Origin of the sequence: Salinibacterium sp. SWN167, assembly GCF_015864665.1 — a bacterium.
In the GTDB taxonomy this organism is placed as follows: Bacteria; Actinomycetota; Actinomycetes; order Actinomycetales; family Microbacteriaceae; genus Rhodoglobus.
This window is the reverse complement of record NZ_JADYWU010000002.1, coordinates 594,900-617,323: the sequence shown is the minus strand read 5'-3', so window position 1 is coordinate 617,323 and position 22,424 is coordinate 594,900. Positions and strand designations below refer to the sequence as shown.

The following is a 22,424-nucleotide window of genomic DNA, read 5'->3' as shown; positions in this document are numbered from 1 at the left end:
TCCTCGGCGAAACGCGTTCGCCAGGATGGTTAGTCTCAGTCGGAGAAACTGCTCAACCACTCGAGCCCTCCCCCACTGGAATTCTTGCCGGTCAACTGCACGAAGCGGTCTTCGAGCGACATTCCATTGCGCACTTCGTCGATGGTGCCGTCGGCGAGCAGTCGTCCTTCGACGATGACGGCAACATGGCTGCAAACGCGTTGAACGAGTTCCATGCGGTGGCTGGAGAGCAGTACGGTGCCGCCGGCATCGACGTACTGCTTGAGGATGCGGGTGACCGTTGCCGCCGAAACAGGGTCAACCGATTCGAAGGGTTCGTCGAGCACGAGCAGGCGCGGCGAGTGAATCATTGCTGCGGCGAGAGCGACTTTCTTGAGCATCCCGGACGAGTAGTCGCTTACGAGGCGGCCCATGACGTCATCAAGGCCGAAGGCTGTGGCGAGGTCAGCGGAACGCTTGCGCACTTCGGTGGCGTCGAGTCCGCGCAGCACTCCCGAGTAGTAGAGCAGTTGCGACCCCGTGAGGCGGTCGAAGATGCGCAAGCGGTCGGGCAGTACACCGATGGAGCGTTTGGCGACTTCTGGTGATGCCCAGACGTCGACTCCGTTGACGGTGGCGCTTCCCGAGTCGGGGCGCAGCAGTCCGGTGATCATAGAGAGCGTTGTGGTTTTACCGGCGCCGTTGGGGCCAACAATTCCGTAGAACACTCCCGCGCGCACGCTCAAGCGAATGTCATCGACAGCGACGGTGTCACCGAAGCCCTTCGACAATCCGCTGACTTCCAAAACGACGTCCGTGGATGTCGCCTCGAGCCCGTGACCCACAGTGGCGTCGACCGCAACCAGGGCGTCGCTCGCAGCCACAGGTTCTAGCTCAGACTCTGTTGTGCTTTCGTCGGTGGGTTCCGCCTCGGCGGCTGCCGCGCGTTCCGGCGCGGGAGCCATCGGTGCCGCCACCGCGGTTTCGGACTCAGGTTCTGCGTTGGCGCCCGTGGCGCTCGTGGTTGCCGTCTCATCGGTGTCGGAGTCAGCGTCGACTTCGGCTTCGTCTTCGTCTTCGGCTTTGGCTTCGGCTTCGGCTTTGGCTTTGGCTTGCTCAGCGTCAGCGTCAGCGCGATTCGCGTCCGTGATTTGGGCCTCAGGCTCGACATCAGCCTCAACGGACTTCCCTGCTTCAGCGTCCTCAGCGTCGTCCGTCTCAGCGTCGTCCGTCTCAGCGTCGTCCGTCTCAGCGTCGTCCGTCTCAGCGTCGCTCGCCGCAGCGTCAGTCTCGTCAAGCGCGGTCGTGACCGCTTCGGCTTCCTCGACTTCCGCCTTGTCAGCAGCGATCTGCTCCGCTTCCAGACGCCCCGCTTCAGCCTTCTCGGCTTCCGCGTTTTCGGCTTCAGCCTTTTCGGCTTCCGCGCGCTCGGCTTCTAGGCGCTCAGACTCAGCACGCTCAACCTCTGCACGTTCCGCTTCGCGTTCGTCTTCTTCGGCTTTCTCAGCCGCAGCCTTTTCGGCAGCAGCCTTCTCTGCCAGAGCCTTTTTCTCTGCTGCTTCTGCCGCGGGCGCAGCGAACTGTGAGGCAAGGGCACGCAGGCGTGCGAGCCCGGCAAGTACGGCATCCGGCTTCTCTGCAGAAACTGCTGCGGCAGGTTCGGCGTCCGCATCCGCATCTGCATCAGCATCAGCATCAGCATCAGCATCAGCATCAGCGGTGTCGATTACAGCATCGGCTCCGATTACAGCAGCGCCCGCAGCGGCGTCATTCTCAGCAGCGTCGCCGTCGATAGCGGCGTCCGCAACAGCCTCAACAGCGCCAATACCAGCGACTGCAGCCTCAGCAGTATCGGATTCATCGGTCGACACGGCATCGACAGCTTTTTCCGCCTCGGGCGTGGCTTCGACGGTCTCGGCGATCACAAGATCGTCAACGAGCGCCTCGACGTTGACCACTTCGACAGCATCAGAGTCGGGCGCAGTCGTCTCGGGCGCAATCGTCTCCGACGCAGCGGGCATCGGCGCAGTTGGCTTGGGTGCGGTGGGTTTTGGCGCGGTCGGCTTCGGCGCCGTCGAGCTTCGAGTCGCTTGGCTCTTCGTCGCGGGAGCCTTAGCGGCACTCGACTTCGCAGCACTGGTTTTCGACGCAGTGGTCTTCGCGGCACTCGGCTTCGCAGCAGCACGTTTCGGTGCGGCCGGTGTCGGCTTATCGGAAGTCGACTTGCCTGCGGCACTCTTTACGGTCGTCGGCGACGGTTTCGGTGCGACCGGCGACTGACCGGTAGACGCATCAACGTTTGTGGCAGCACTTGTAGTGCGGGCAGGCGTCTTGCGAGCAGCGGGCTTCTTGGCGGCAGGTTTACGAGTAGCAGGAGTTGCTGGCTTGGCGGTAGACGATTTTGCTTGAGAACCACGGGCCGTTGCCGGCTTCCGGGTGCTGCTCGCGGGCTTCGTTACCGGCGTTTCAACAGACTTCGTGCCCTCGTCGGGTGTTTGGGCGTTTTCCACTGTCCAAACCTACCAATCAGATGCGCAGAGAATGAGCCTGCATCACAAATAGGCAACAACCCTCCAAAATCTATGGAGTTCTCGGCCGACACAGTTAGCCTGACTATCGCACAACGGTGTGTCGTTTTTTCCAATCTCGGGTTAACAGTAGGTAAATCATGAACCTTGAACCCGAGCCCCAGAACTACTGAGGAGACCACCATGACTACACAGGTCGTAATTTTAGCTGCCGGAATGGGCAGCCGTTTGGGCCGCTCGTTGCCGAAGCCGCTTACTGAGCTCAGCGATGGCCGCACCATCATGCAGCAGCAGTTCGACAACATTCGTCACGCTTTCGGCAACAACGCCAAGGTCACGATCGTTGTTGGCTACAAGCTTGAGCACATCATCGAAGCATTCCCTGAGGCATCGTTCGTCTACAACGAGCAGTACGACCAGACCAACACTTCGAAGAGCCTCATGCGTGCGCTGCAGGCATCCGCTCCTGGTGGAGTTCTCTGGATGAACGGCGACGTTGTCTTCGACCCGACCGCTCTTGAGCGTGCCGCCGCCATGGTTGCTCGCGACCAGTCGTTCGTTAGCGTCAACACCGCGAAGGTCTCTGACGAAGAAGTCAAGTACACGACCGACGCTGAGGGCTACATCAAGGAACTCTCCAAGACCGTCAAGGGCGGACTGGGCGAGGCCGTTGGCATCAACTACATTTCGCGCGACGCCAAAGCAACGCTGGTACGTCACCTCAAGAAGGTTGGCGACCAGGACTACTTCGAGCGCGGCATTGAGCTTGCTATCGAAGAGGATCGCTTGCTCATCGAACCTGTCGACATTTCTGACCTGTACGCCATCGAGGTGGACTTCGCTGAAGACCTCGAGCGTGCCAACCTCTTCGTCTAACTAGACAGGTGGCTCGATTGAGCCCCCCAGATTTGCCCGCTTCGCACTCAGTGCGAGGCGGGCATTGCTGCTTAAAGTGAAGAATCGCTCACGCTGCTGCGAATGAGTGCGGCTGATTGTCGAATTGCCCGTTTACTATTGGGGCGTGGCGAACACAGCACTGGAGCGACCTACATGGTCTCCTCTCACCCGATATCGCCGTACTCTCTGGTTGCTCACAATGCGCGACCTTCGCGTGCGGTATTCCACCTCGGCCCTCGGCTATGTGTGGTCCGTTCTCGACCCTCTGGTCATGGCGGGCATTTACTGGTTCGTTTTCACCCAAGTCTTTGACAAGGCTGTGGGCGAGCAGCCCTACATCGTGTTCCTCCTCTGTGCGCTCTTGCCCTGGATGTGGTTCAACGGCGCCGTCTCGGATGCCACGCGTGCGTACCTGCGTGAGGCAAAACTCATCCGATCCACCAAAATCCCTCGCACTATCTGGGTTGCCCGGCTCGTGCTCTCCAAGGGGATTGAGTTCATAGCGAGCCTTCCAGTACTCGCATTCTTCGCTATCGCGACCGGCGCAGTGCTGCACTGGGAAGCAGTGTACTTCGCGCTTGGCGTGCTACTTCAGGCGGTGCTCACGATCGGCATTGGCCTGATCGTTGCGCCACTGGTGGTGTTCTTCCGCGACCTTGAGCGAGCAACCAAGCTCGCGCTGCGCTTTCTGTTCTATGCCTCCCCCATCATTTACGGCATCCCCGATTTGGAAAAGCTGGGCCTCGATGGCCTCGCCGCCTTCAACCCGCTTGCGGGAATCTTTTCGCTCTATCGGGCAGCGTTCTTCCCTGAGCAACTCGACTGGTACGCCGTCATCATCGGAACGCTCATGAGCCTGATCCTTGTTGCGGTCGGAATCCTTGTCTTCACGCGCACCGAGCGTGCCGTACTGAAGGAGATCTAATGAGCGACAACCACGTAATTCGGGTTGACGACGCCGGCATCCGCTTTCGTCTCAACCGGCGCTCACGCCGCAGCTTCAAAGACCTCTTTGCTGGGCGCAAGCGTCGTGCCCGCGCCGACGAGTTTTGGGCTCTTCGTAACGTCAGTTTCGACGTCACCGCCGGTGAGGCCATCGGTGTTGTTGGCCGCAACGGTCAAGGCAAGTCCACGCTGCTCAAACTCGTGGCCGAGGTAATGCTGGCTGACGAAGGCACCGTGCATGTTGGAGAAGGCGTCGCCCCGCTCATCGAGATCACAGGTGGATTCGTGGACGACTTGAGCGTTCGCGAGAACGTGTACCTCACGGCGGGCCTGCACGGCATGACCAAGCGCGAGATCAACGAACGCTTCGAGGAGATCATCGAGTTCGCCGAAATCGAACGTTTTGTCGATACTCCCTACAAGCATCTTTCGAGCGGGATGCGCGTGCGCATTGCCTTCGCCGTGATCTCACGCCTCGAGGAACCCATCATTTTGGTGGACGAAGTTCTCGCCGTTGGCGACAAGGCCTTTCGCGAGAAGTGTTACCGCCGCATCGAGGAACTCTTGAAGGGTGGCCGCACGCTCTTCTTCGTCTCCCACAACGAGCGTGACCTTCGCCACTTCTGCACGCGAGGCCTCTACCTCGACAAAGGTGAGCTCGTGCTCGACGGCCCCATCGACGATGTGCTCGCGCGCTACAACGAGGACTACGGCTCCTCATTAGCCAACTAGGCGTCAACGTCACGGTTGCTCAACGGCTGCCCAGCTCCCGGGGTGCCGCCAGAGTTCCTCAGGTACGGTTAAAAGTATGGCTAAGAGCGAAGTGAGCACCTCCCACCCCATGGTGGTGCGCGGAATCGACCGGGTGCTCACCGTGCAGCGTCCCGTCGTATTGGCCCACATCCGCAGCATCCGTCGCAGCAAACTACACGCGACTCCGGATGAGATTATTGCCGTTCTGGAGCGCCGCTACCTAGCCGCCGTCACCACCGGTGGCGCCCTCGTCGGGGCGAGTGCCGCCATCCCCGCCGTCGGCACCGGAACCTCGCTCGCGCTCTCGAGTGTTGAGACCGCCGGGTTTCTTGAGGCCAGCGCGCTCTTTGCTCAATCGGTCACTGAAGTGCACGGCATCGTCGTCGATGACCCCGACCGCGCACGCGCGCTCGTCATGACAATGGTGCTCGGCACCGCCGGCAGCGACCTCGTGAAACAACTGGCCGCTCAAGCCAGCGGCACCGGCGTTGCACGCTCCGCCTATTGGGGCGAAACCCTTGCCAAAGGCCTGCCGACCACGCTCATGGGACCGATAGCGGACCGAATCAAGCACACCTTCCTCAAACGGTATGCAGCCGCCCAAGGAACCAACATCGTGGGTCGCCTCATGCCCTTCGGCATTGGAGCGGTGATCGGCGGTGGCGGGAACAACATTCTGGGCCGCCAGATTATTCGCTCAGCGCGCCAAGGCTTTGGGCCGGCACCGGCAACGCTGCCGTCGTGGCTTGAGCCCGTGATTGCGCTCCCTAAGGCAGCCAAGACGCCGAAGGTGCGCGGCGAACGTAAGAAGCTACCGACGCTACCCAAGTTGCCGCAACTGCCACAGCGACGCAAACGCCAAGGATGGGTTGAGCTCGAGAGCGACGACCAGCCCTAGATCAGCTATTCAACGGACGGAGACTCGTCGTCGTCGTCATCCTCAAAAGGATCTGCTTCGCTCGACGGTCGATCGCCAATGTGCAACTGGGCGTGCCGGTGCCACAGCGCCACCAGCGACTCAACGGCCTCGTGGAAGCGGGCAGTCGCGGCACCAGGAGTGGTGTCACCGAAGTGACGCTCAGCCCAATAGCCGAGGCGTTCCTTCGCCTCAGTGTCGAACTGCACGCGCTCGGCGATCGAGAGGATGTCACCGGACTGGTCGGCGAGTAACCACTCGCATGCTCCGAGGTAGCCGCCCTCATCGATGTCAGCCTGCTCGGAGAGCGGACGCGTGACGATGAGCGGTTTGCCGGTGGCGAGCCGGTCATAGACCATCGCCGAGACGTCAGTGATGGCGACATCCGCTGCAACCAGCTGCCACCCCATTTCTTTGCCGTCATCGTAAATGTGCTGCACCGATGGGTCAGTCTCGTTAGCCTCGGCAATCGCAGCGATGATCGCGATATTGGCGCGCTTGTATTCAGGGTCTACAACACCACTACGGGGGTGCGGGCGATAAATCAGGCGGTGCTTGTCGCTCGCGAGAACTGCGTTCGTCAAGGCAACTCCATGACTAGCTACGGAACCGTAAGCGGCAGCGTCGCGATCGCCCTCCCACGTCGGGGCGTAGAGCACGACGGTGCGGTCGTCTGGCGTGTAGGGCAGCTCTCCGGCGAAATGGTCGGCCTGGGGGCGCCCAATCGGGATTGCCTTCTTGGTGACGTCGAAATCCCAGAGCTTGTAGCTCAAACGATCGAGTGCGGCATCTCCAGCCACAAGGCTGAAATCGTAGGCTTTGAACTGGTTTGTCGTCATGTACATCTTGTCGCTCTCACCGTGGTTGATGAAAACGTGCCACATGTGGCCGTAGCGGAACATCTGGAAGTTTTTGGCGTTCTGGTTGACGTAGAAGATGATCTTCAACGGTTGCTCGGCCACAAACTGCTCAAGCTCAGAAACTCGACGCAAATACGCGGTGGGAACCGGCGCTTCATCCCACAACGCCAGCACTGAACTCGGTGACCGCGAAATGATCGCTACCGGAAAACTCTTCGAGAGCTCGGCTAGCGGGGCATACCACTGCCGCATTTGGTAAAGATTGACCTTGGTATCAGCGAAGTAGACCGCGATGCTCACTGAACCAGGAACGGGCAGCGGATGCTCGTCCATGAGGTTCGCCACACGACGCCGATTACGGCGAGAGCGCAACATTGAGCGCGCCACCTTGCGTGCTGTTATGAAGTCTTTCAGTAGCGCCATGGTCACAATCAAATCATCGGAGGGTCGATACAACGCCTCACCTGCCGCACCGTTATCGAGCCGATGCTGATCCAACGGCAGGTGGTTGGACCGCTGTTTCGATAGTACCTGCCCTCCCCTCGGAGGCTCCTACCCGGCGAGACCGCTGAGAACCGCAGGATTTTGGGGATTATAGAGGTACGATTGATAGAATGACCGATTCTGATTCAACCGCACCGTCTGATACCACCGAGACCGCGATCACTTTCTCCGACCTCGCTCTCAGCGATGCGGTATTGAAAGCGGTTCGTGACATTGGCTACGAGACGCCTTCGGCTATCCAAGCAGCCACTATTCCTACTCTTCTGGAAGGGCGCGACGTAGTCGGCCTGGCCCAGACCGGCACGGGAAAGACCGCAGCCTTCGCGCTGCCGATTCTCTCGCGCCTCGATGTATCCCAGAGCAAGCCACAAGCGCTCGTGCTCTCCCCCACCCGCGAGCTCGCGTTGCAGGTGTGTGAGGCGTTCGAGAAGTACGCCACCCACATGCGTGGCGTGCACGTGCTCCCCGTTTACGGCGGGCAGGCCTACGGCGTTCAGCTGTCGGCCCTGCGCCGCGGCGTTCACGTTGTAGTCGGTACCCCCGGCCGCATCATGGACCACCTCGCCAAGGGCACCCTCGACCTCTCCGAGCTCAAGTACTTGGTTCTCGATGAGGCCGACGAAATGCTCAAGATGGGCTTCGCCGAAGACGTCGAGACGATCCTCGCCGATACCCCTGACGACAAGCAGGTTGCACTCTTCTCCGCGACGATGCCGGCACAGATCCGCCGCATCTCCAAGAAGTACCTGAACAACGCCGAAGAAATTACGGTCAAGTCGCAGACCACCACCTCGGCAAACACGAGCCAGCGATACCTCGTCGTCTCGTACCCGCAAAAGGTCGATGCGCTCACCCGCATCCTCGAGGTCGAAAACTTCGAGGGAATGATCGTCTTCGTTCGCACCAAGAGCGAAACCGAAAACTTGGCTGAGAAGCTGCGCGCCCGTGGTTACTCGGCCGCCGCCATCAGCGGTGACGTGGCTCAGGCTCAGCGCGAGCGCACCGTCAACCAACTCAAGTCCGGCAAGCTCGACATCCTCGTAGCCACCGACGTTGCAGCTCGTGGACTCGACGTTGACCGCATCAGCCACGTCGTGAACTTCGACATCCCCGTCGACACCGAGTCGTACGTGCACCGCATTGGTCGCACGGGCCGCGCCGGTCGCAGCGGTTCGGCTATCAGCTTCGTCACTCCTCGCGAGCGTCGACTGCTGACCGCCATCGAGAAGGCCACGCGCCAGCCGCTCACTCAGATGCAGCTTCCTTCGGTTGAAGACGTCAACTCCACGCGACTCACACGCTTTGACGACGCCATCACTGAAGCGCTTAACCAGCAGCCGCGCATTTCAGCCTTCCGCGACATCATCGCTCACTACGTTGAACACCACGATATTCCTGAAGCGGATGTTGCAGCCGCTCTTGCCGTTGTAGCCCAGGGCGAGACTCCCCTGTTGCTGTCGGCAGAAGAGGAACGCGCCCAGCGCTTCATCGAACGTGATGACCGCAAGGCACGCACCGATCGCCCCGAGCGTGGCGGAGAACGCGGCGGAGATCGTGGCGACCGCCCCGAGCGTCGCCCCCGTTCGACCAAGCCGATGGCTGCCTACCGCATTGAGGTCGGCAAGCGTCAGCGCGTTGAGCCCCGCCAGATCGTTGGCGCTCTCGCCAACGAGGGTGGTCTCAGCCGCGACGACTTCGGTCACATTCAGATTCGTCCGGACTTCTCGCTCGTCGAGTTGCCCGCCGACATGTCGAAAGATGTGTTGGAACGACTGCGCGACACCCGCATCAGCGGCAAGCTGATCGAGATCGCTCCCGACCGCAAGGCAAACGGCGGCGGCGCGCGAGGCGGAGACGGCAAGTACCCCAGCCGCGATCGCTCATTCGAGGGTGGCGCTCGCGCCAACCGCGAACGTGAGGAATCACGCGGCTACAACAACCGCGATTCTGCACCCCGGAACGACGCCGGTCGCGACAACACATCGCGCGACAGTGGCAACCGCTACGAAGACCGTCCGACGCGCAAGCCTCGTACCAAGTACTAAATCCACACCGACGAACGGCGTTCTGCGAAAGCAGGACGCCGTTCGTGCGTTAACGCGAGCGGGTTGGGTTAGATCACTGGAGGGCGTCCGGCACGCGCCATCCGCGCCACGGTCGCCCAGCTTATGCTTCGGCGGCCGCCGGGGTTCTCTCGCCAACCAGCAAACCAGCCACCCCACCAGGCACGCATGCCCACCGGGTTCTTCGCTGCACGCAGGACCTGAATTGCGGTCCAGCTGGCAACATAGATTGGCACCAACAGCACCGGCAGGTTGCGCTTGGCCAACCAGACCCGGTTGCGGGCATTGAGGCGGTAGTAGTAGCTGTGGCGCGCCGGATCGATTGCCGGATGATTCGCCACCAAGTTTCCGGCGTACCAAGCGCGTTTGCCGGCACCCCACACTCGCCAGGCGAGCTCTATGCCTTCGTGGGCATAGAAGTAGGGATCGCCCCACCCACCGATCTCGTCGAAGAGTGGACGCGGCATCAACACGGCGCCCTCCCAGACGGAAAACACATCACTCGGATGCCGCGGGTCACCCTTGCGAATGCGCGGAATCCAGCGTCGCGGGTTCTCTTTGCCCTCAGCATCCTCTACGCGCGGCTGCAGCAACCCAATGCTCGGGTCAGCCTGCATGATCTCGACAGCGTCGCTGAGGAACGTCGGTGACGGGATGCTTGCATCGTCGTCGAGGAAGAAAATCCAGTCACCCTGCACGTGCTCGACACCGCGATTGCGGCCCGCGGGAATGCCCAGGTTGGCGTCGAGGTGAAGGCCGCGTACGGCATCCGGAAGCCCCGTTGGGTTCCAGCCGTTGCCCACCACGATGATGTCGAGTTCAACGCCCTTCTGCGCCTGCAGCGAGGCAAGGCCGCGCGCGAGGTCGTCGGGGCGCTTTCCTTGAGTTAGAGAAACGACGCCGATGCGGTGAGTCATGAGCGAACGCGTTTGGACGCCATGATGGCCACAAAATGACCGCCGAGCGCGAGAAGTGCGAGCGGCAGCAGAATGAGCAGCACGGTGCGCTCTGCGGCCAATGCAGGTACGAAGAGCGCAATGATGGCCGTTGCGAACGCGATCATTGTGAGCTCAACCGAGTGGTACAAGCGGTGGAACGGAACGAAGCGAGCAAGGCGACGAAGTTTCGCCACGACGCTATGGCTCGGCACCGCCTCACCCTTGCGGTCGCTGAGCTTGTCGAGGCCGGCATTGGCTCGGGCAACGTGCACCATGTCGTTGAGCGCCTTGTTGAGCACAATGATGAGGGCAAGGGCGAAACCGGCAGTGGTCCACGCGAAATCGGCCGGAAAATCGAGGGGCCAGCCGGCGGCGCGAAGGCCCAAGGCAATCGGAATGAGCGCTTCTGTGCTGTAGTGCCCAACCTTGTCGAGGAACACCCCTGCTGGCGAACGTGTATTGCGCCAGCGAGCAACTTCACCATCGCTGCAGTCAACGAGCATCTGTAGTTGCCCCAGGATGAGGGCGAGAGCAGCACCCGTCATGCCGGGGATGAGCAACGCGGCGGCCGTGAGCCAACCGGTGAGGATCATGAGCCCGGTGACGCCGTTGGCGCTGATAGACGTTTTGAGGAGCATCCACGTGAGGTACGGGGAAATATCGCGCAGGTAGAGCGATGCAGTCCAGTGTTCCGCGTTTGCTCGCAGGCGCACCTCTGGGGGTTGCGTCACTTCGCGCAATTGGGCGATGCTTTCGGGGCGCGTAGCGGGCTGCGGTGATGTGTGAGGAGACACGGTCTTACCTTCCCGTATGCGCAGTGATGTTCTTGGTGAGTTTCAGGAATCCGAGAATGAAGCCGCTGCCCCAGCCAAAGTGGATACAGGGAAGCACGATCAGATACCAAAGACCTGATCTTAACCCGTCTTTCGCCCCAGCAACAGCAGCTGCGGCGATAACGAACAGCACATAGACGGCTGGCGCAGCGTACGCGACGGCCAACCAACCGGTGCCCGTAATGCTCGCAACGATTCCGAGGATAAGGCCGACGACGGTGCCGAGCACCGCCAACGGTGGCACGAAGTATCGCAGCGAGTTTGCCGTGCCGAAACGGCGAGCGAGCTCACCGCGCCAGATACCGGTGGCCACGAACTGACGGATGAGCGTGCGCAGGTTCGACCGCGGCCGGTAGACAACTTCGAGTTCAGGAGTGAACCAGACTGTTCCGCCAGTCGCGCGCAGACGACGGTTCAGCTCCCAGTCCTGGCCACGCTTGATGTCTTCATCGAAGAGGCCGACCTCGACGAGGCGTTCACGCTGGAAAACGCCAAGGTAGGCGGTATCCGCGGGGCCTTCTTTGCCGCCCGTGTGGTGTTGGGTGCCGCCGAGGCCTTCAGGTGAACCGTAGGCGTGAGCGACGGCCCGTTCGAAAGGCGTGCGGCCTTGAGCTTTCATGATGCCGCCAACGTTGTCGGCACCGGTGCGCTCAAGGGTATCGACCGCGACCCGGGTGTAGTTGGTGGGCAACACAGAGTGCGCATCGACCCGAACCACAATCGGATAGGTCGAGGCGCGGATGGCGGCGTTGAGCCCGCCCGGAGTAGAACCAAGTTCGTTGGTGATGTGACGGATGCGCGGATCAACCCGCGCCATTTCGTCGATGACAGCATTGGTACCGTCCACGCTCGGCCCAAGCGCGAGCACGATCTCGAAGGGTCCCTCGTAATCTTGCGCGGTGAGGCTGTCGACGGCAGCCTCGATATGTTCAACTTCGTTGAGCACGGGCATCACGTACGACACACCAGTGAGGGCTTGAGCCTTCTTTGCCATGGGTTCCAATACGTCGGGCCGAGTTGTCGATAGAGCTTATCGCGAAGGGCGCGAATTGCGGTGGTTATACACGTATGCGGCGCACGCAGGCTTGAAAGCCTGTGCACGCCGCATACGTGGTTGTTCGGTGTTACTGGAGAGCACCGAGAGTGACGTCGACGGAGTATCCCTTACCGTCACGGACGTAGGTCAAGGGAACGCTTTCACCGGCCGCGTATGCTCGCACCTGGGCGGTGAGGTCGGTCTTATTGGTGATGGGCAGTCCGTCGAAGCCGGTGACGATGTCGCCGACCTGGAGTCCGGCATCCGCTGCTGCTCCACCGTCAGAGATGCCGACGATGCTCGCGCCGACTACTTCAGCGTCGCTCTGGGCGGGGTCGTCGGTGACGTCAGCGACGGATGCTCCGAGGAGGCCGTGCGTTGCCGTTCCGGTTTCGAGGATCTCGTTAGCGACGCGGCTAGCCGTGTTGGACGGGATCGCGAAGCCAACACCGATGCTGCCTTCGTTACCGCCGGAGGATGCGATGGCCACGTTGATGCCGATGAGTTCTCCATCGGAGTTCAACAGTGCACCACCGGAGTTGCCGGGGTTGATAGCGGCGTCAGTTTGGATGACGGCGAGAGCAACGCTGGCTTGAGTGGCAGAGCTTTGGCCGTTGCCTTGACCGTTTTCGCCGTAGAGGTCGAAGTTCCAGAGGTCTTGGTCGCCGCTGTCGCCGGGGGCTTCAGGGCTCGTTTCAGGGTCTTCGGGCAGCGCCGAGGAGGCAATCGTGATGCTGCGGTTGAGCGCGCTCACGATTCCGCTGGTGACGGTGCCGGAGAGTCCGAGCGGTGCACCGATCGCTACGGTGCTGTCGCCAACGTTGAGTTCACTCGAGTCGGCGATCGTGATGAAAGGCATGTCGCTGACATCATCGATGTGAATAACCGCGATGTCAGAGATGGCGTCGAAGCCGACGACCGTTGCCGAAAGGAGGCGTCCGTCGCTTGTGGTGACCGTTACGGTGGGGTCAGCAACTTCGCCGTCAAGGGTCACAACGTGAGCGTTGGTGATGACGTTGCCGTCTTCGCTGATGATCACGCCGGATCCGCTTCCGCCAGCGTTCTGGCCGGTTACGTTGATCGTGACGATCGCCGGCGCTGACTTGGCAACCACCGAGGTGACGAGCGTTGCATTACCGGGGTCGTTGACGGTGATGGATGCGGGGCTCGCGGTGCCGCTGACGGCTGACGTGGCTTGATTTCCCAAAGCCCACAGCGTGACGCCTGCACCGGATGCACCGCCGAGGAGCGCGACGATGGCGAATCCGGCGACGAGGCCGAGAGTCATGCGGGGCTTCTTTTTGGGTGCGGCGGATTCCGCGGCTGCTGCCGCTGGAACTGCTGCGGGGCCGAAGCTTGCGCCGGAGTGGGCGTCTGCCGCTACCGCTGCGGCTGGGGCTGCGGCTGCGGCTGCGGCTGCATCCGCCTGCATGGTGGGCACTGTGGGCGCCGATGATGTGGCGGGCTCAGCAGGTGCGCTTGGAGCCGCAGCGTTTGCGGCGATCGCGGTGCCTGCAACGGGCGGGGTTTCCACCGGGGCGGCACTGGGTGCGGCTTCGGCGGAGGAAGTCTGGGCGGGCGTGCTGTCGACGCCGGCGGGAGTTTCCGCGGTGTTCGCTGCTGCGGCCGTTTCCGCAGTGTTAGCTGCGACGGGAGACGCTTCACCCTGAGGTGCTGTCTCGGGGGTGCTGGCTGGGGTGCTGTTTTGTTCGGGTGTTACATCTTCGGGTGTTACATCGGGGGTGGGTTCTTCGGGGACCTGAGTCATGGTGTGCTCCTTTCAGCGATGCAAGCTTCCATCGCTAACCTGTGCATTCTATTTAGGTCTGCTGTGGGTGGGCTGCGCGGTTGAAATGAGTTGGCCTAGCCGCCGAGTTGGTAGGCCGGTTTCGTGGCGTTTTTGTTCTGCGTTGGGTTGGTGCTCGAGAGGGTTAGCAGCCGATGCCAGTGGGATTGGCGATGCAATCTTGGTCGACGAGGACTGTGGTGGCGTGCCCCGCAGTTGCCGTCAGGGGCGGTGCGACGATGGTGAGGGTGCCGACGACGTTTTGCCAGCTGCTGCCAGCAACGCGGTATTCGGCCGCGTAGGTGACGGCGAGCGTGATCGTGTAGTTGCCTGATTCTTCGAACACATGACTGGTGGGGGTTGGATCGAATTCTGCGATCTTGTTTTTGGCCCACGTCTTGCCGGGAGTGCCGAGGCTGGCGGTGGTGCCGTCGCCGTAGTCCCAGCCGTAGGCGATGGGGGTGAAGCGCACTTGCGCGGTGTCGCCAAAGAGAGTGCCGTCAACAGTGTGGGCGGATGTGTTGGCGTAGAAGTTGGTGTCGAGGCCGACGATCATCCACTGGTTGGGTTGCATGCCTGCGGTGGGTGGTTGTGGGCGAAAAGCAGCGATGTCGGTGATGCTGAGCGGCCCGGTGGCATCCGTGGCTTTCGGCGGAGGATTGCCGATGACTTTGCAACCTAGCGGCACCCCTTCGCCGCAGCGAAGGTTCACGATGGGTTCGACTGCGCCCTCGTAATACGTCCCCTCGGCGTCACCCGTTCCGCCCTCGGAGCCTCCCGAAGCAGGTTCCTCTCGCGTTGCCCCGAGCTCGACCGTGCTCTCACCGACTTCTGCCTGTGGACAGCCACCCGAGAGCTTTCCAGCAAGCGTGCAATCGGGGGCGGACGTTTGCCATGGGCCAGCCAGTGCACCAGCAACGAGCAGGAACGCTGCTGGAAGCAACGCAAATTTGGTCAGCAACTATCGCCCCACGGGTCTCGATCCGAGACGAGCAGCGCTCCCAAAGCGACGGAGTAGTCGAAAGTGACCTGCGCAAGTTCAGTTGAAAACGCTTCGTCGGTCACGCGCGAACCGTCCTCATTCACCAGATAAACATCTGACAAGTCTTCGCACACGTACACAACAAGGATCTCGCGAAGCGATCCATCAGTTGAGTAGCGCTGGAGTTTGGTCTGGTCGAACGTCACTTCCCCTACGCTTCGTGTTCCTGCATCCGCAAGTCGAGTATGCGACTCAATCAGACTCGCGAGTTCGGCCCCGGTCGCTACCGTGGCCAGGAGATCTTCATCGACAATGCTGTCGTTGAGATGCGTGTTGATGACACTCACGTAATCCGCATAGGCAGCTTCGGCCGCGGCGAGCGCCTCCTCGTCGGTCGCGTAGGGGGCAACGAAGGTCGCGGTGGGGTCGGGCGAGGTGATGGCATCGGAGGGCGTGCATCCACTCAGCAGTACTAAGAGGAGCACGCCAACCGACGCACGTACGAGGTTCGGTAGCCGCATATATCGACGCTAGGCATCCGCCACGATCGGGGCACTCGACTTTCCACAGCCAAAAGCAGAAACAGCCCCCGCAAGTGGTTAGGCTTGCGGAACAATGACAGTCACCGGATCTTGGGAACGCGCCGCCAATGGCGCCATGCTGCTCGGCGCCGACGGGCAGTTGAGCCAAACAATTTTTGCCGAAATGTCGGCCCTCGCCGTCACCAGCGGCGCCATCAACCTGGGTCAAGGTTTTCCAGACGAAGACGGCCCGGCCGAAGTGTTGGATGCCGCCCGCAAAGCAATCAGCGACGGCGCCAACCAGTACCCACCAGGGAACGGCTTTCCGGTGCTGCGCAACGCGATCGCCGAACACCAGGAACGTTTCTACGGAATTGAACTGGACCCTGACACTGAAGTTCTTGCGACAGCGGGCGCCACCGAGGCGCTAGCCGCCACGATCCTTGCCCTCACCAACGAGGGCGACGAGGTCATCACTCTCGAACCGTTCTACGACGCCTACGGCGCCATGATCAACTACGCGCGCGCCACCCACGTGACGGTGCCGCTGCGCTCCCCCGACTTTCAGCCCAACCACGACGACATCCGCGCCGCCTTCAGCGGACGCACTCGCCTCATCATCCTGAACAGCCCACACAACCCCACCGGTGCTGTGCTCGACCGCGAAACCCTCGAACTGATCGTGGAGCTCGCCCACAAGTACGACGCACTCATCGTGACCGACGAAGTGTACGAACACATCACCTTCGGTCACGAACACATCCCCGTCGCAAGCCTGCCGGGTGCGTTCGACCGCACCATCAGCATCTCCAGCGGCGGCAAAACGTTCAACACCACCGGCTGGAAAATCGGGTGGATCACCGCACCCCAGCCGATCCTGCAAGCGATCATGGCGGTGAAGCAATACCTCACCTACGTCAACGGTGCTCCGCTGCAGCACGGCATCGCCGCAGGCCTTGGACTCCCCGATAGCTACTTCGACGAGCTCGCCAGCGGCCTCGCCCGCAAACGCGACACTCTCGGCGCTGGTCTCCGCAACGCAGGCTTCGACGTCAGCACGCCCCAAGCCGGCTACTTCATCATTGCGGATGCCGCACCCCTCGGAGTCACCGACGCTGCCGAGTTCTGCCGCCAGCTGCCTGAACTCGCCGGAGTCGTCGGAATCCCCGTCACCGCGTTCGTGCATCCCGCCAACCACGGCGACTACAACACTCTGATCCGCTTCGCTTACTGCAAGCAAACGGATGTGCTTGACCGGGCTGCAGCTCAGCTCTCAGGAATGAAGCTGCGGCACTAGCCCTCGAGCGGGTGCACGCCATAGCGGCGCAACGACAGCGCGGGGTTGATAGCCCGCACCTCGTCGAGGCGAGCCAGTTCGATGTGGGCGACAGCGACATCCGTGCGCTCACCGATCGTCACAAGCTCGACGCCCATGGGGTCGACGACCATGCTGTTGCCGACACCAATCGGCGGGGCATGATCGGCAGCGGCGACAAAGACCGTGTTCTCGATGGCCCGCGCCGTGAGCAGCGTGCGCCAGTGGTATTCCTTGAGCGGTCCGCGCACCCACTCGGCGGGCACAACGATGAGGTTCGCTCCGGCATCCACCAAACGGCGCGAGACCTCCGGAAAACGGATGTCGTAGCAAGTCTGCAAACCAACGGTGAAGCCCTCCCAAGCGAACGTCTGCGGCGCGGCAATCGACCCGGGGATGACCCAGTCTGATTCACGCTGACCGAACGCGTCGTAGAGGTGCTGCTTGCTATAGGTCGCGACGATGGCGCCGGTGGGAGCGATCGCGACCAGGGTGTTCCAGAAACGGTTATCTTCATCGCTCGACTGCAACATGCCCGCAGCGACATGAATGCGCAACCGCTGGGCGAGCGACGTCAAGGCTTGCACGAAAGGGCCATCGAGCGGCTCTGCGGCGGTGACCCAGTCTTCGCCCATCGTGGCGGTGAAATACGACGAGTACTCCGGAAAAATCACAAAGCTCGCACCGCGCTCGACGGCACGCTCAGCGAGTTCCGTGATCTGCGCGATGTTCTCATCGCGATCATGGCCAGGAACGAACTGGGCAACAGCAATCGTCGAAGCGGAAGTCATAACCCCAGCCTACGACCCCACTCCCCCAGCGCCCAGAGGCGATGGTATGAAAACGACTACGCGCCGCCCTCCGCGATCTGCTTGCGATACGGCAGCAGCGCGGCCTTCATGCCGATTCCGAGTACGCCGACGAGACGATCGTCGCGGTAGTAGCCCACGGCAGCCTGCTCGGTGAGGTCTCCCTCAAGCACGCGGATGTCGTCATCCGACACCAAGCCCAACAGACCGTAGGCCTGCAGCTTGATCTCGAACTGGTTCGACCAGAACGACGGCATCGGAGCGAAAGGCTTAGCCACCACATCGGCGAATGAACCATCATCGGCAAGGTGCGCCGCGAGAACGGCACCCGCACGCTTGCCGGTGTCGGTCGGGATGTTCCAGTGCTCGATGCGACGCGCGACGTCGTCGAACATGGGGTTCGGGAAGCGAGCGATATCGCCCACCACATAGACGTCATCAAGAGCGATTCCATCGGTGGTGACAGCGCGCATCGCGTTGTCGGCGAGCACCCCATCCGAGACGTCGAGGTTCGTTCCCTCAAGCCACTCGATGTTGCAGTGCGAACCGACAGACTCGATCACGACATCGGCCTCAATAACGCGGCCATCGCTCAGCTCAACAGACTCGACCGAAGTCTCGCCGTTGATCGCCGCGACAGTCACACCGGAGAAAATCTCTACGCCCTCATCGGTGAGACGGCGACGCATTTCCTTCGCGACGAGGTCACCCAAAGGACGCATCATGGGCTCAGCACTCGGCGTGACAATCGTGACCGCGCAGCCCAGCTTGCGAGCGGTGGCGCTCAGTTCGCAACCCAAGAAACCCGAGCCGACAACGACGACTCGGGCACCCGGTGTGAGTTCCGCACGCAGAGCCATCGCGTCATCCAGCGAACGAACAACGTGACGCCCAGCGATCGGGGCAAAATCCAAGCGGCGAGCGCGAAGACCCGTCGCGATAACCAGAGCACGCCACTCCTGCACGTTGCCGTCATCCGTCGTCAGCGTGTGAGCATCAAGATCGACCGCGGTGGCGCGCACTCCGAGCATCCACTCAACGTCGCCCATTTCAGCGCGCGACGGAAACGCGACAGCCTCGTGAGTCACATCAGTAGCCAACACCTCTTTGGAGAGAGGCGGACGGTTATAGGGAGCGTGAAGTTCTTCGCCAACCACGCGGATAGCACCGGTGTAGCCCGAACGACGGAGGGACTCCGCCGCGCGCAGCCCACCCATCGCCGCACCGACAATAACGACCGGTGCGGCGGGGTTAGCCTCAGGCACTATTCGACGATTCGAATGGCCTGCATCGGGCACACATCAACAGCGGCTTCAATGTTGTCGCGCTCCGAGTCGGGCGCTTCAGCCACATACTCGAGCTTGTCATCATCGTTGAGCTTGAAGTTGTCGGGAGCCTCAAACACGCACTGGCCATAATGCTGGCACTGGTTCATGTCGACTTCGANCGCGGAACTCCCAGTCGCCACCCATTGCTGTCGACATTACCTCTTCGCTCTCGGTGGGTTGTGCCCCCACGTCGGTGCGGATGGCAGTCGGGCCCGTAACGATACGGTTCGTCAGCTTGCCCAGGCCTTCAACTTCAACCTCAACAACGTCGCCAGGCTGAACCGGACGCGAGAACGCGGGGGTTCCCGAGAACAGCATGTCTCCGGGGCTCAACGTAATTGTGCGAGCGATATCGGCCACGAGGTAGTTCATGTCCCACTCCATGTTGTCGGTGCTGTCGTCTTGCTTGACCTCACCGTTCACAATGGTGCGCAACTGCTTGCCGCGGAAATCCCAGTCGGTAACGAGACCGGGGCCAACGGGAGCGAGCGTGTCGCTGCCCTTCACACGAAGCATCGAACCGGCATCCGTATCGCGGAAATCGTGCAGACCGTAGTCGTTACCGATCGAGTAGCCGGCGATGTAGTCGCTGGCCTGGTCGGGCGACACGTTGCGGCAGGTGCGGCCGATCACGATGACGATTTCGCCTTCGAAGTTCAACCACTTGCAGCCCTCGGGACGCACGACATCACCCTTGTGAGTGTTGAGCGCGGTGACCGGCTTCTGAAAGTACGTCGGAGCTGCGGGCAGCTTGGTCATGAACTCTTCGGTGCGGCTGGCGTAGTTCAAGTGCACGGCAATGATCTTGCTCGGCTCGGTCGGCGGCAAGTGAATTGCCTCGTCGACACCAACCTCGCGGCCATCGCCGGCGACGAGAACATCGCCGTGGCGCGTTACCTGCGTCGGGTAGCCATCAAGAAGTACTCTGCGGAACTCAGTCACGAGAAAGGACCACATCCTTTGCTGCCGGGAAGCCGCCTTCGGGCTTCGGGAACCAGACGTGCACCTGACCGGTGCCGATCGAATTTTCATACTCGCTGTACATCACGCCGGGGGCGGTGCAGGCTTCTTCGCCGATGGCACCCGCCGTCATGAGCCAGTGACCAAACATGGCCTCGGGGCGAACCTTCTGGAACGCGGGCATGGTTTCCAACACCTGAGCGTGGTCGCCAGCCTTGAACCAGTCGAGACGTTCGTAGTCTGCCTCGCGGGCAGCATCCGAGAAAATGTGGGCCGGATCGGCCATCTCGTGCTTGCGTAGATCGCGCAGCTTATAGAAGGTGTGCGAAAGTGCACCGGAGGCGAGCAGAATGACGCGGCGGTCGCTCTTGGCAATCGCTTCACCAATCGCACGCCCCGCGCGCAAGAAGTCTTCGTCAGTCGCGGTCTGACAGATGGAAACGCTGACCCACTTCTTGTCGGGCAAGCCCTTGCCGAGGTATTCCCACAGGTTGATCGTGGCGTACATGATTGGCAAGTACTCGTCGTCGATCGGGGTGATCCAGGTGCCGTTCTTTTCGGCCTGCTCCCCCATGAGCTTCGCGAGCTCGGGGTCGCCGATAAAGTCGTACGGCACACCGCTCATTCCACGAGGAAGCTCCTCTGACGTGAACTTGCCGTGGCGGCGCTCGTGCGCCGTAACGACGAATTCAACCGTGGTCGCCCAGTGGCTGTCGAGCACGACAACAGTGTCGTAATCGTCATTCTCGAAGTAATCCTTGCGGAGCCGTTCGAGACCTTCCACGAGCGTTGAATCTTTGCCCTCATTGAGTTCCATGCGGATCTCTTTGGGCAACATGATCGTAGGTACGTGGGCAATCAGCCCAGCGCCAACTACTTCTCCCATGACTATTCCTTCCATCCGTTAGGTGCGAACACCGTGTTCTTAACATCTGCGTAGAAATCGAACGACCAGGTGCCGCCCTCACGGCCAACACCTGACTTCTTGGAGCCACCGAACGGTGCGCGCAAGTCGCGCACGAAGAAGCAGTTGACCCAGATCGTGCCGGCAACAAGCTGCTTGGCGATCACGTCGGCGTGCTCGCGGTTACCTGCGACGAGGATGGCGGCGAGACCGAATTCGGTTCCGTTGGCCATCGCGACGAGTTCTTCGTCGGTCGTGAAGGTTTGCATTGTCAGCACCGGCCCGAAGACCTCCTGAGTGACAATTTCGCTTCCAAGCGCAGGGTTCTTGACGAGCGTTGGCGTGAAGTAGAGGCCGCCGAGTTCAGCGTTTGGCCCACCGCCGAAGAGGATGTCTGCTCCGCCCTCCTTGGCGCGATCGACGAATCCCTTGATCCGCTCGAAGTGCACGCGGTGAACCTGCGGCCCAATGTCGGTCTCGAGGTCGCGAGGGTCACCCTGACGCAGGGTCTCGACCTTCGCTTGGAATGCTGCGGCGAAGGCATCCGCAATATTTTCGTGAACGAGGATGCGTGTACCCGAGAGACAGACCTGACCGGCGTTGTCGTACTGCTCAACGGCGAGTGTTGCGGCGAGTTCGAGGTCGGCGTCTTCCATAACAATGCACGGGCTCTTGCCACCGAGCTCAAAGCTGCACGGGGTGAGGTTGTCGGCTGCGGCGCGAGCGATGGACTTTGCGGTCGGCACTGAACCGGTGAACGAGATGCGGCTGAGGTCGGGGTGCTCCACGAGCGAGGCACCCGCTTCTTTTCCGTAGCCCTGCACCACGTTGAAGACTCCGGCGGGAAGGCCAGCTTCAACGGTGATATCCGCGAGAAGTGATGCAGTGAGCGGCGTCCACTCGGCCGGTTTCAACACAACGGTGTCGCCCGCGGCGAGCGCCGGAGCGATCTTCCAGGTGGCGAGCATGAGGGGTGCGTTCCACGGCGTGATAAGCGCAGCAACTCCCGAGGGATCCCACGAGACGTGGTTGTTGTGGCCGCGGGTTTCGAAGTCCGGATGTCCGAGGTCGTTCACAAGGTAGTCAGCGAAGAACCTAAAGTTGTGGGCCACTCGCGGCATGACACCGCGCAGGTGACTGCGCAGGAGCGCACCGTTGTCCATCGTTTCGACGTTGGCGAGGTCACTGACGCGCTCCTCCACGAGGTCGGCGATCTTGTGCATGATTGCTGCACGATCCTGGGGACTGGTGGCAGCCCAGCCGGGGAATGCTGCGCGGGCGGCGGCGACGGCCAAGTCAACTTCGCGTTGACCTCCGCGAGAGATTTCACCGAGTGCACTGGCATCGATCGGTGACACGTTGGTGAAGGTGTCGTCTGAAGCGACGCGCTCTCCGTTGATGAAGTGCCGCGTATCGACGGTCACTCCTGCTACTTGAACGTTGGTCATAGTGTTCCCGTCTCGAATCGCTCGCCGTTAAGTCATTCGGATGCTAATGACTTACCTTAGCGAGTGATGCGAGCCCAAACAAGCGTTAGAGGGAACCGGCCACCAAAAAATCTGGGTTG

At 61.4% G+C, this 22,424-nt stretch carries 21 protein-coding genes; 7 read left to right on the top strand and 14 right to left on the bottom strand.

Annotated features, from left to right (window positions below):
* Positions 1-35: 35 nt before the first annotated feature.
* Positions 36-1,937 (bottom strand): ABC transporter ATP-binding protein, encoded by a 1,902-nt coding sequence (locus tag I6E60_RS14700; RefSeq protein ID WP_307841848.1) that lies wholly within the window; start codon positions 1,935-1,937, stop codon positions 36-38.
* Between I6E60_RS14700 and I6E60_RS12795 the strand changes: the two genes are divergently transcribed.
* From I6E60_RS12795 to I6E60_RS12775, 5 genes are all read left to right on the top strand, one after another.
* Entirely contained in the window at positions 1,930-2,259 is a 330-nt protein-coding gene (locus I6E60_RS12795) for a hypothetical protein (RefSeq protein WP_197180814.1), read from the top strand. The genes I6E60_RS14700 and I6E60_RS12795 overlap by 8 nt on opposite strands.
* 431 nt (positions 2,260-2,690) lie before the next feature.
* Positions 2,691-3,383: an NTP transferase domain-containing protein gene (locus I6E60_RS12790; protein ID WP_197107291.1), complete on the top strand. Its 693-nt coding sequence runs from the start codon at positions 2,691-2,693 to the stop codon at positions 3,381-3,383.
* Between the two features lie 160 nt (positions 3,384-3,543).
* Positions 3,544-4,329, top strand: coding sequence for an ABC transporter permease (locus I6E60_RS12785; protein WP_255529217.1), 786 nt, complete (start codon positions 3,544-3,546; stop codon positions 4,327-4,329).
* Complete coding sequence (locus I6E60_RS12780) at positions 4,329-5,081, top strand: ABC transporter ATP-binding protein (RefSeq protein ID WP_197180692.1); 753 nt, start codon at positions 4,329-4,331, stop codon at positions 5,079-5,081. The genes I6E60_RS12785 and I6E60_RS12780 overlap by 1 nt, the downstream gene beginning before the upstream one ends.
* Before the next feature lie 76 nt (positions 5,082-5,157).
* Positions 5,158-6,000 (top strand): hypothetical protein, encoded by an 843-nt coding sequence (locus I6E60_RS12775; RefSeq protein WP_231601537.1) that lies wholly within the window; start codon positions 5,158-5,160, stop codon positions 5,998-6,000.
* Between the two features lie 5 nt (positions 6,001-6,005).
* Here I6E60_RS12775 and I6E60_RS12770 read toward each other — a convergent pair whose 3' ends face one another.
* A complete protein-coding gene (locus I6E60_RS12770) occupies positions 6,006-7,301 on the bottom strand; it encodes a CDP-glycerol glycerophosphotransferase family protein (RefSeq protein WP_197180690.1) in 1,296 nt (431 codons plus the stop codon).
* Positions 7,302-7,492: 191 nt separating this feature from the next.
* Between I6E60_RS12770 and I6E60_RS12765 the strand changes: the two genes are divergently transcribed.
* Positions 7,493-9,427 (top strand): DEAD/DEAH box helicase, encoded by a 1,935-nt coding sequence (locus I6E60_RS12765; RefSeq protein ID WP_197125408.1) that lies wholly within the window; start codon positions 7,493-7,495, stop codon positions 9,425-9,427.
* Positions 9,428-9,495: 68 nt separating this feature from the next.
* Here I6E60_RS12765 and I6E60_RS12760 read toward each other — a convergent pair whose 3' ends face one another.
* From I6E60_RS12760 to I6E60_RS12735, 6 genes are all read right to left on the bottom strand, one after another.
* The gene (locus I6E60_RS12760; RefSeq protein ID WP_197180688.1) at positions 9,496-10,362 is read right to left on the bottom strand and encodes a glycosyltransferase family 2 protein; all 867 of its coding nucleotides are present in this window, start codon (positions 10,360-10,362) and stop codon (positions 9,496-9,498) included.
* The gene (locus I6E60_RS12755; protein ID WP_197125412.1) at positions 10,359-11,177 is read right to left on the bottom strand and encodes a CDP-alcohol phosphatidyltransferase family protein; all 819 of its coding nucleotides are present in this window, start codon (positions 11,175-11,177) and stop codon (positions 10,359-10,361) included. The genes I6E60_RS12760 and I6E60_RS12755 overlap by 4 nt, the downstream gene beginning before the upstream one ends.
* Positions 11,178-11,181: 4 nt before the next feature.
* Positions 11,182-12,210 carry a glycosyltransferase family 2 protein gene (locus tag I6E60_RS12750; RefSeq protein WP_197180686.1) on the bottom strand — a complete coding sequence of 343 codons (1,029 nt, stop codon included), beginning with the start codon at positions 12,208-12,210 and terminating at the stop codon, positions 11,182-11,184.
* Between the two features lie 130 nt (positions 12,211-12,340).
* A complete protein-coding gene (locus I6E60_RS12745; protein WP_197180684.1) occupies positions 12,341-14,020 on the bottom strand; it encodes a S1C family serine protease in 1,680 nt (559 codons plus the stop codon).
* Positions 14,021-14,183: 163 nt separating this feature from the next.
* On the bottom strand, positions 14,184-14,999 hold the full coding sequence (locus I6E60_RS14450; protein WP_231601536.1) for a PKD domain-containing protein: 816 nt from the start codon (positions 14,997-14,999) through the stop codon (positions 14,184-14,186).
* On the bottom strand, positions 14,993-15,541 hold the full coding sequence (locus I6E60_RS12735) for a hypothetical protein (protein ID WP_197180683.1): 549 nt from the start codon (positions 15,539-15,541) through the stop codon (positions 14,993-14,995). Before I6E60_RS12735 ends, I6E60_RS14450 begins: the two co-directional genes overlap by 7 nt.
* A 94-nt stretch (positions 15,542-15,635) precedes the next feature.
* On the opposite strand from I6E60_RS12735, the gene I6E60_RS12730 reads away from it, so the two are divergent.
* Positions 15,636-16,838, top strand: coding sequence for an aminotransferase class I/II-fold pyridoxal phosphate-dependent enzyme (locus I6E60_RS12730; protein WP_197180681.1), 1,203 nt, complete (start codon positions 15,636-15,638; stop codon positions 16,836-16,838).
* On the opposite strand, the gene I6E60_RS12725 is transcribed toward I6E60_RS12730, so the two are convergent.
* The 6 genes from I6E60_RS12725 to I6E60_RS12700 form a co-directional block, all read right to left on the bottom strand.
* Positions 16,835-17,647: a carbon-nitrogen hydrolase family protein gene (locus I6E60_RS12725; protein ID WP_197180679.1), complete on the bottom strand. Its 813-nt coding sequence runs from the start codon at positions 17,645-17,647 to the stop codon at positions 16,835-16,837. The two genes, I6E60_RS12730 and I6E60_RS12725, sit on opposite strands and share 4 nt — an antisense overlap.
* Before the next feature lie 56 nt (positions 17,648-17,703).
* Positions 17,704-18,930 (bottom strand): NAD(P)/FAD-dependent oxidoreductase, encoded by a 1,227-nt coding sequence (locus I6E60_RS12720; protein ID WP_197180677.1) that lies wholly within the window; start codon positions 18,928-18,930, stop codon positions 17,704-17,706.
* Positions 18,930-19,070 (bottom strand): ferredoxin, encoded by a 141-nt coding sequence (locus I6E60_RS12715; RefSeq protein ID WP_307841846.1) that lies wholly within the window; start codon positions 19,068-19,070, stop codon positions 18,930-18,932. The genes I6E60_RS12720 and I6E60_RS12715 overlap by 1 nt, the downstream gene beginning before the upstream one ends.
* Complete coding sequence (locus tag I6E60_RS12710; protein ID WP_197180673.1) at positions 19,063-19,935, bottom strand: fumarylacetoacetate hydrolase family protein; 873 nt, start codon at positions 19,933-19,935, stop codon at positions 19,063-19,065. Before I6E60_RS12710 ends, I6E60_RS12715 begins: the two co-directional genes overlap by 8 nt.
* Positions 19,928-20,839 (bottom strand): catechol 1,2-dioxygenase, encoded by a 912-nt coding sequence (locus I6E60_RS12705; protein WP_100389797.1) that lies wholly within the window; start codon positions 20,837-20,839, stop codon positions 19,928-19,930. The genes I6E60_RS12710 and I6E60_RS12705 overlap by 8 nt, the downstream gene beginning before the upstream one ends.
* A 2-nt stretch (positions 20,840-20,841) precedes the next feature.
* Positions 20,842-22,305, bottom strand: a complete 1,464-nt coding sequence (locus I6E60_RS12700; RefSeq protein WP_197125424.1) for an aldehyde dehydrogenase — start codon at positions 22,303-22,305, stop codon at positions 20,842-20,844.
* Positions 22,306-22,424 lie beyond the last annotated feature (119 nt).

Bases quoted from the DNA above. Each gene is read 5' to 3' on its own strand.
- I6E60_RS12770 (WP_197180690.1), bottom strand. From the start codon at position 7,301: ATGGCGCTACTGAAAGACTTCATAACAGCACGCAAGGTGGCGCGCTCA.
- I6E60_RS12750 (WP_197180686.1), bottom strand. From the start codon at position 12,210: ATGGCAAAGAAGGCTCAAGCCCTCACTGGTGTGTCGTACGTGATGCCC.
- I6E60_RS12725 (WP_197180679.1), bottom strand. From the start codon at position 17,647: ATGACTTCCGCTTCGACGATTGCTGTTGCCCAGTTCGTTCCTGGCCAT.
- I6E60_RS12780 (WP_197180692.1), top strand. From the start codon at position 4,329: ATGAGCGACAACCACGTAATTCGGGTTGACGACGCCGGCATCCGCTTT.
- I6E60_RS12735 (WP_197180683.1), bottom strand. From the start codon at position 15,541: ATGCGGCTACCGAACCTCGTACGTGCGTCGGTTGGCGTGCTCCTCTTA.
- I6E60_RS12765 (WP_197125408.1), top strand. From the start codon at position 7,493: ATGACCGATTCTGATTCAACCGCACCGTCTGATACCACCGAGACCGCG.
- I6E60_RS12775 (WP_231601537.1), top strand. From the start codon at position 5,158: ATGGCTAAGAGCGAAGTGAGCACCTCCCACCCCATGGTGGTGCGCGGA.
- I6E60_RS12705 (WP_100389797.1), bottom strand. From the start codon at position 20,839: ATGGGAGAAGTAGTTGGCGCTGGGCTGATTGCCCACGTACCTACGATC.
- I6E60_RS12790 (WP_197107291.1), top strand. From the start codon at position 2,691: ATGACTACACAGGTCGTAATTTTAGCTGCCGGAATGGGCAGCCGTTTG.
- I6E60_RS12760 (WP_197180688.1), bottom strand. From the start codon at position 10,362: ATGACTCACCGCATCGGCGTCGTTTCTCTAACTCAAGGAAAGCGCCCC.
- I6E60_RS12730 (WP_197180681.1), top strand. From the start codon at position 15,636: ATGACAGTCACCGGATCTTGGGAACGCGCCGCCAATGGCGCCATGCTG.
- I6E60_RS12745 (WP_197180684.1), bottom strand. From the start codon at position 14,020: ATGACTCAGGTCCCCGAAGAACCCACCCCCGATGTAACACCCGAAGAT.
- I6E60_RS12700 (WP_197125424.1), bottom strand. From the start codon at position 22,305: ATGACCAACGTTCAAGTAGCAGGAGTGACCGTCGATACGCGGCACTTC.